Origin of the sequence: Streptococcus sinensis (assembly GCF_000767835.1) — a bacterium.
In the GTDB taxonomy this organism is placed as follows: Bacteria; Bacillota; Bacilli; order Lactobacillales; family Streptococcaceae; genus Streptococcus; species Streptococcus sinensis.
The window spans coordinates 1-7,567 of sequence record NZ_JPEN01000002.1; the positions used below are offsets into that span (position 1 = coordinate 1).

Genomic DNA, 7,567 nt, shown 5'->3' on the forward strand with positions numbered 1-7,567 from the left:
GCAGGTCAATCTACGCGACCACAAGTATTCCACAGGTGAATACAACATCCACCTCTACTATGTCCAGAATGATGGTCGTATGGTCGGCGTTGGTGGCACCAAGACGACAGCAAATATAGATGCAGAAAATATCAAGCCAATAGGAAAAATTACCATTCAAAACAACAATCCTCGGCTAGGTACTTTTGAAGTGGTAGTGTCCAATATATTTAACCCCAAAGGAGTCAAGGCAGTTTATTTACCAACTTGGTCTAGTGTCAATGGGCAGGATGATATCGTTTGGTATCAAGCTCAAAAACAAGCAGATGGTAGTTATAAAGCCTTGGTACGGGCCTCAAATCATAAATATTCAACGGGTGAATATATTGTCCATTTATATTATAACCAAAATGATGGCAGCTTAGTAGGAGTTGGTGGTACGACTACGACAGTCAATAGGGGGCTTTATAGTACGCCGTATTATTCCCAACGTGATCCTCGATGGGCTGGCCGAGTCTACGGGAATTATAATTTGAATGCTACTGGCTGTGTTCCGACCACTTTGGCAATGGCTATCTCTGGCATTACTGGTCAAACTGTTTTACCGACAACTGTAGCAGATTTCCTGTATCATAATACAGATTCCTTTAACAAAAATGGCCTATTCGGAACTTCAAGTCGAGGAATTATCCAAGCGGCTCAGAACTGGGGACTGACAACGGATATTTTATCCTCATCAGCCGCAGTTAAACAATCTTTGGCGATTGGGCATCATGTGTTAGCAGCTGTTGGTAGTAGTGTTTTTGCAAACTACCCAGTCACCCATGAGTTGGTCATGAGAGGTTATCAAAACGGACAAACACAGGTGTTTGATCCTTACAATGCCAATAATAATGGCTGGTACTCAGTTGATTATCTTTTTGGTGTAAAAAGTGGTGCTCCAGAAGATAACACGGAAGGTTCACCGTTTATTACCGTGAGATCTTAGATGTTGGCCTAGTTCAAAACAATGAAGAGCTGGATTTCTATCCCAGCTCTTTTTGGTATTTTCACAGAGCAGAGATTTGTAGAAAATAAAAAATATCTGGTAGAATTGTCAGAATTGTGATACAATAAGTCAGTTCACATGAAAAGGAGAGGTCAAATGATTGAAAATGACAGGAAAAAATTTGAAACAAAAACCAAAAATGGGATGAAACGTGGATTGCAGAATCGACATGTTCAGATTATTGCCATAGCTGGGACCATTGGTACAGGGCTCTTTTTGGGAGCTGGGCGCTCGATTAGTCTGACTGGTCCGTCCATCATCTTGATTTATATGCTAACGGGGATGTTCATGTATCTGATGATGCGGGCTATCGGAGAAATGCTTTATTACGACCCTGATCAGCATACTTTTATTAACTTTATTACGAAATATTTGGGAACTGGCTGGGGTTATTTTTCAGGCTGGTCCTACTGGATTTCTCTGATTTTTATTGGAATGGCTGAGATTACGGCTGTTGCCCAGTATGTGCAGTACTGGTTTCCTGACTGGCCAGCTTGGCTGATTCAGCTCGTCTTTCTAGCCCTTCTTAGTTTGGTCAATCTGATAGCGGTTCGAGTTTTCGGCGAGGTTGAATTTTGGTTTGCTATGATAAAGATTGTAGCCATTATGGCCTTGATTGCAACAGCTATTTTTATGATGCTGACAGGATTTGAAACACCGCACGGAGTAGCCAGTCTTGGGAATATCAGCCAAGATTTTCAGCTTTTTCCTAATGGCTTTATGAACTTTATTATGGCTTTCCAGATGGTTTTCTTTGCCTATCAGGCTATTGAATTTATCGGTATTACCACTTCTGAAACGGAAAATCCGCGAGCGGTGCTGCCAAAAGCAATCAAAGAAATTCCTTTGCGGATTATCTTGTTTTACGGAGGCTCTCTCCTTGCCATTATGGCTATTATTCCTTGGAAAGAGCTGGCAACGGCTGATTCTCCCTTTGTTATCGTTTTTAAGTTGGCTGGCCTCAAGTGGGCGGCAGCATTGATTAACTTCGTAGTCCTAACTTCAGCAGCCTCGGCTCTGAATTCGACTCTTTACTCAACTGGGCGCCATTTGTATCAGATTGCTCACGATACGCCTAATCGTTTCCTAAAGAAAATAGGAGCTGGGAAGCTGTCTCGGCAAAATGTTCCACAGAATGCTATTTTGACTTCGGCGGCTGTCATTGCCTTTGCGGCCTTTATCAAGATTCTGCCGGGAGTATCGGATTCCTTTGCCTTGATTACGGCTTCCTCATCTGGTGTCTACATCGCCATCTATGGTCTGACCATGCTAGCCCACCTCAAATATCGCAAGTCACCGGAGTTTATGGCGGATGGCTATCTCATGCCGGCCTATAAGTTTCTCAATCCTTTGACCATGCTCTTCTTTGCCTTTGTCTTTGTCACTCTTTTCTTACAAGAGTCAACGGTTGTAGGAGCAATCGGATCTGCCGTCTGGATTGTTGCGTTTGGCCTGTATAGCCAACTCAAGTTTCCAATTAAGAAAACAAAATGAATGATAGAGCTGATTTTTCAGCTCTTTTTCTATTTTTAGTCTAATGCTTTTTGTCATTTGTGTTATAATAAATACAATTATACATACTCAAAATTTAAATGTGACTTTGAAGAGTTGAAATTAACTTTCAATCAAATTCTTTTTGATACTTTCCCTTGTCATCAAGACAAGGCTAGTTCAAAATTCCTAAGCTTCTGAAAAGTTGTAGTTCATTGTTGCAAGATATATTGCCGATGCTGTCTAGTTTGAAAGATGCTTGTTTTGAGCTTTCCTTGTATCTGACTTCGTTAGCTATTTGCAAGCTCAAAGAGCTTTTGGGACGATTGGAATTAGCCATCGTGACGGGGATGGAACCACGAATCACAAATCTTTGATTTTCTGATCTCTTGCCTAGTTTTCTATGGAACTTTGAGTCTTTAGCCTTCAGGATAAGTCAGGAAGTATCTGGACGGCACCGCCACTAGAAAGCGATTAAAAAGAAAGGTTTCATGTTGATTTTGAGCCAGTATAAAAGGATAGAGGAGTAAGGAACATGTACCCAGATGATAGTTTAACTTTACACACTGATTTATATCAAATCAATATGATGCAGGTTTATTTTAATAAAAATATTCATAATAAACGTGCTGTTTTTGAGGTCTTTTTCCGCAAGAATCCTTTTAATAATGGCTATGCGGTTTTTGCGGGCTTAGAGAGGATTGTGGCTTATCTGAATGATTTGAAATTTAGCCAGACGGATTTGGACTATTTAGAGTCATTGGGTTATAATGGAGCATTTTTAGATTATTTACGGAATTTGAAGATGCAACTGACAGTTCGTTCTGCCCAAGAAGGTGATTTGGTGTTTGCCAATGAGCCGATCGTTCAGGTAGAAGGCCCGCTGGCACAATGTCAGTTGGTAGAAACTGCGATTTTAAATATCGTTAATTTCCAAACCTTGATTGCCACTAAGGCAGCTCGCATTCGCTCTGTGATCGAAGATGAGCCACTGATGGAGTTTGGTACCCGTCGTGCTCAGGAAATGGATGCAGCGATTTGGGGAACACGGGCAGCCGTTATTGGCGGAGCCAATGGCACCAGCAATGTTCGGGCAGGGAAGCTCTTTGATATTCCTGTTTTGGGAACGCATGCCCATGCACTTGTGCAGGTTTATGGTAATGATTATGAGGCTTTTAAGGCTTATGCAAGCACTCATCGGGACTGTGTGTTCTTAGTAGACACCTACGATACACTTCGGATCGGGGTTCCTATGGCCATTCGCGTAGCGCGTGAATTGGGCGATAAAATTAATTTCCTAGGTGTGCGGATTGACTCTGGAGACTTGGCCTATATTTCTAAAAAAGTTCGCCAGCAATTGGATGAAGCGGGCTTCCCAGATGCTAAAATTTATGCTTCCAATGATTTGGATGAGAATACCATCCTCAATTTGAAAATGCAAAAGGCCAAGATTGATGTCTGGGGTGTGGGAACCAAGCTGATAACTGCCTACGATCAGCCAGCTCTGGGTGCGGTTTACAAAATTGTAGCGATTGAAGATGAGAATGGGCACTTGCGTAACACCATCAAGCTCTCCAACAATGCTGAAAAGGTTTCGACTCCGGGCAAGAAGCAGGTTTGGCGGATTACCAGCCGTGAAAAAGGCAAGTCTGAGGGCGACTACATCACTTATGATGGAGTTGACGTCACCCATCTGGCAGAGCTGGAGATGTTCCATCCGACTTATACTTATATCAATAAGACAGTCAAGAATTTTGATGCGGTGCCGCTCTTGGTGGATATTTATAAAGAAGGCCAGCTCGTTTATGATTTGCCGACTCTGTCTGAGATTCAGGACTATGCCCGCCGAGAATTTGACAAACTCTGGGACGAGTACAAGCGGGTCCTCAATCCACAAGATTATCCGGTCGATTTGGCGCGTGATATTTGGCAGGATAAGATGGACTTGATTGACCAGATGCGCAAGAAAGCCTACCAGATAGGAGCAGAAAAATGAGCCTACAAGAAGAAATCATCCGTCAACTAGGCGTCAAGCCCGTCATTGACCCAGAGGAAGAAATCCGCAAGACAGTGGACTTTCTCAAGGCCTATCTGAGAAAACATCCTTTCTTGAAAAGTTATGTTCTGGGCATTTCTGGTGGTCAAGACTCAACCTTGGCTGGTCGTTTAGCCCAGCTAGCCGTAGAAGAGATGCGGGCAGAGACAGGAGATGATAGCTATCGCTTTATCGCTGTCCGCCTGCCTTACGGTGTCCAGGCAGATGAAGATGATGCGCAAAAGGCTCTGGCTTTTATCCAGCCTGATGTCAGTTTGACAGTCAATATCAAGGAATCTGCTGATGTTATGACAAAGGCTGTGGAGGCAACGGGTGCCAAAGTCTCTGATTTTAACAAGGGTAATATCAAGGCACGTAGCCGCATGATTGCCCAGTATGCTTTGGCTGGTTCATATAGCGGAGCTGTCATTGGGACCGACCATGCAGCAGAGAATATCACAGCCTTTTTCACCAAGTTTGGGGATGGCGGAGCAGATATTGTGCCCCTCTATCGTCTCAATAAGCGTCAAGGCAAGCAGCTTTTGGCCGCCTTAGGAGCGAATCCGGCTCTCTATGAAAAGGTGCCGACGGCTGACTTGGAAGAAGAAAAACCTGGAATTGCTGATGAAGTCGCTCTGGGCGTGACCTATAATGAAATTGACGATTATCTCGAAGGTAAGTCCGTTTCCGCTCAAGCTCAAGAAACTATCGAGTCTTGGTGGCATAAAGGCCAGCACAAACGCCATTTGCCGATTACGATTTTTGATGAATTTTGGAAGTGAAAAGCTCTAGTGAATCTTTTTAACCCCGGCTAGGAAGCGAGAAAGCAATGAAAAAGGTAGGTACACAGTCCATCGAAACGAAACGTCTTTTGCTAAGACCTTTTGTAGCATCTGACTATCAAGCTATGTACGACAACTGGGCTTCCCGCCCTGATAATCTGTTGCATGTGACATGGGATGCTTACGAGAGTCCCGATATGGCCAAACAATCAATTGCTTGCTGGGCTGAGAATTACCAAAACTTGGATTTTTACAAATGGGCAATCTGCCTGAAAGAAAATCCTAAGCACGTGATTGGTGACATCAGTGTGGTAGACAGGGATGAGACCGTCAATGCTTGCGAGGTCGGTTATATTTTGAGTCAAGACTACTGGGGAAAAGGACTGATGACCGAAGCTCTAAAGGCCGTTTTGAACTATCTCTTGCTGGAAGCAGGTTTCAATCGTGTGAGGGCTGATTTTGTAACAGCTAATCCAGCTTCTGGCCGTGTTATGGCCAAAGCTGGCATGCGTTACGAAGGAACCTTTCGTCAAGCTGTCTTTCATAAGGGAGAAGTCAAAGATTTTTCTGTCTATGGAATCCTAAAATCAGATTTGCAAAGAAAAAGTTAGGCGCGCTTAACTTTTTCTTTGCAGGAATTTTTAAAAGGTCTATAATAGTCTATAGAAAAAAGAGGAATTTATGCATTCATTAAAACAAGATTTTACAGATAAGCTTTTTGCGGACTATGAGGCTAATGCTAAATATGCCGCTATGGAAAACGCCATTAGTCACAATGGTCTCTTGACTTCTTTGGAAAAACGGACTGCTGCCGTAGAAAATGCACCTGTTTTCTCACTGGATCTCACCAAAGACAAGGTCAGCGACCAGAAGGCTTCTGGCCGCTGCTGGATGTTTGCAGCTCTTAATACCTTCCGCCACAAGATGATTGCTGGCTTCCAGCTGGAAGATTTTGAGCTATCCCAAGCTCATACCTTCTTTTGGGATAAATATGAAAAGTCCAACTGGTTCTTGGAGCAGGTTTTGGCAACGGCTGACCAAGAACTAACCAGCCGCAAGGTCAAATTCCTCTTAGATACGCCTCAACAGGATGGCGGTCAGTGGGATATGGTTGTGGCTCTTTTTGAGAAATACGGGGTCGTGCCCAAGTCAGTTTATCCGGAGTCCATTTCTTCTAGCAATAGCCGAGAGTTCAATCAGTTGCTCAATAAACTCTTGCGTCAGGATGCTCAAATCTTGCGTGAGCTGGCTCTGCATGGTGCAGATGAAGCTAGTCTACAAGCCAAGAAAGAATCTTTACTACAGGAAATTTTCAACTTCCTAGCGATGTCGCTGGGCTTACCTCCTCGGAAGTTTGACTTTGCTTATCGGGACAAGGACGGCAACTACCATAGTGAAGCTGATTTGACTCCGCAGGCCTTTTACCAAAAATATGTAGACCTCAAGCTGGATGACTATGTGTCAATTATCAATGCGCCAACAGCTGATAAACCTTATGGCAAGTCTTACACGGTCGAAATGTTGGGCAATGTAGTCGGCAGTAAACCTGTTCGCTATTTGAATGTAGAAATGAAGCGTCTCAAGGAATTGGCTATTGCACAGATGCAGGCTGGTGAGACTGTTTGGTTTGGCTCTGATGTGGGTCAATCCAGTAATCGCAAGGCAGGAATCATGGAGGAAGGTATGCATGATTTGACTGCCAGCATGGATATTCAGTTGACCCAAGATAAGGCAGGCCGTCTTGATTACAGCGAGAGCCTTATGACCCATGCTATGGTACTGGCTGGAGTGGATTTGGATGAAAAGGGTCAAGCCAAAAAATGGAAGGTGGAAAATTCTTGGGGAGACAAGGTTGGAGATAAGGGCTACTTTGTCGCCAGCGATGCTTGGATGGATGAGTACACTTACCAAATCGTAGTCAGAAAAGACTTCTTGACACCAGAAGAACTGGCAGCCTACAATGCTGAACCAATTGTCCTAGCACCATGGGATCCAATGGGAGCTTTGGCAAGTAAGTAGATTTTTTTACTCCTTTCAAATTAAAGCATTGTTTTCTCTATTTTATATACGAGAATTCAATTCTTATTTACATGCTAGAGTTATGAGCAATCAGTTATCAATAGGCTTGTTTTCTACTGGATGACAGTTGTTTTAAACTTTGATATAAACAAAAAGAGTCTGGGACAATAGTCCCTTTGCTACAAAAAAAGCAACGGATTTGCCGTTGCTTTT

General features: G+C 43.3%; 6 protein-coding genes. All 6 read left to right on the plus strand.

Translation table 11 applies throughout. The features are described from left to right. On the plus strand, positions 1-967 hold a 967-nt coding region (locus SSIN_RS00065), incomplete at its 5' end, for a GBS Bsp-like repeat-containing protein (protein ID WP_037614375.1). 156 nt (positions 968-1,123) lie between these two features. Further along, entirely contained in the window at positions 1,124-2,521 is a 1,398-nt protein-coding gene (locus SSIN_RS00070) for an amino acid permease (protein ID WP_037614376.1), read from the plus strand. Between the two features lie 532 nt (positions 2,522-3,053). Further along, entirely contained in the window at positions 3,054-4,514 is a 1,461-nt protein-coding gene (locus SSIN_RS00075; protein ID WP_037614377.1) for a nicotinate phosphoribosyltransferase, read from the plus strand. Then, positions 4,511-5,335 carry an ammonia-dependent NAD(+) synthetase gene (gene nadE / locus SSIN_RS00080; RefSeq protein ID WP_037614378.1) on the plus strand — a complete coding sequence of 275 codons (825 nt, stop codon included), beginning with the start codon at positions 4,511-4,513 and terminating at the stop codon, positions 5,333-5,335. Before SSIN_RS00075 ends, nadE begins: the two co-directional genes overlap by 4 nt. Positions 5,336-5,382: 47 nt before the next feature. Next, positions 5,383-5,946, plus strand: a complete 564-nt coding sequence (locus tag SSIN_RS00085; protein WP_037614379.1) for a GNAT family N-acetyltransferase — start codon at positions 5,383-5,385, stop codon at positions 5,944-5,946. 70 nt (positions 5,947-6,016) lie between these two features. Beyond that, complete coding sequence (gene pepC, locus SSIN_RS00090; protein WP_037614380.1) at positions 6,017-7,354, plus strand: aminopeptidase C; 1,338 nt, start codon at positions 6,017-6,019, stop codon at positions 7,352-7,354. The last annotated feature ends 213 nt before the right edge of the window (positions 7,355-7,567 follow it).

What these genes read in the sequence shown, in the direction of transcription:
- SSIN_RS00070 (WP_037614376.1), top strand. Translation starts at nt 1,124, where the DNA reads ATGATTGAAAATGACAGGAAAAAATTTGAAACAAAAACCAAAAATGGG.
- SSIN_RS00075 (WP_037614377.1), top strand. Translation starts at nt 3,054, where the DNA reads ATGTACCCAGATGATAGTTTAACTTTACACACTGATTTATATCAAATC.
- nadE (WP_037614378.1), top strand. Translation starts at nt 4,511, where the DNA reads ATGAGCCTACAAGAAGAAATCATCCGTCAACTAGGCGTCAAGCCCGTC.
- SSIN_RS00085 (WP_037614379.1), top strand. Translation starts at nt 5,383, where the DNA reads ATGAAAAAGGTAGGTACACAGTCCATCGAAACGAAACGTCTTTTGCTA.
- pepC (WP_037614380.1), top strand. Translation starts at nt 6,017, where the DNA reads ATGCATTCATTAAAACAAGATTTTACAGATAAGCTTTTTGCGGACTAT.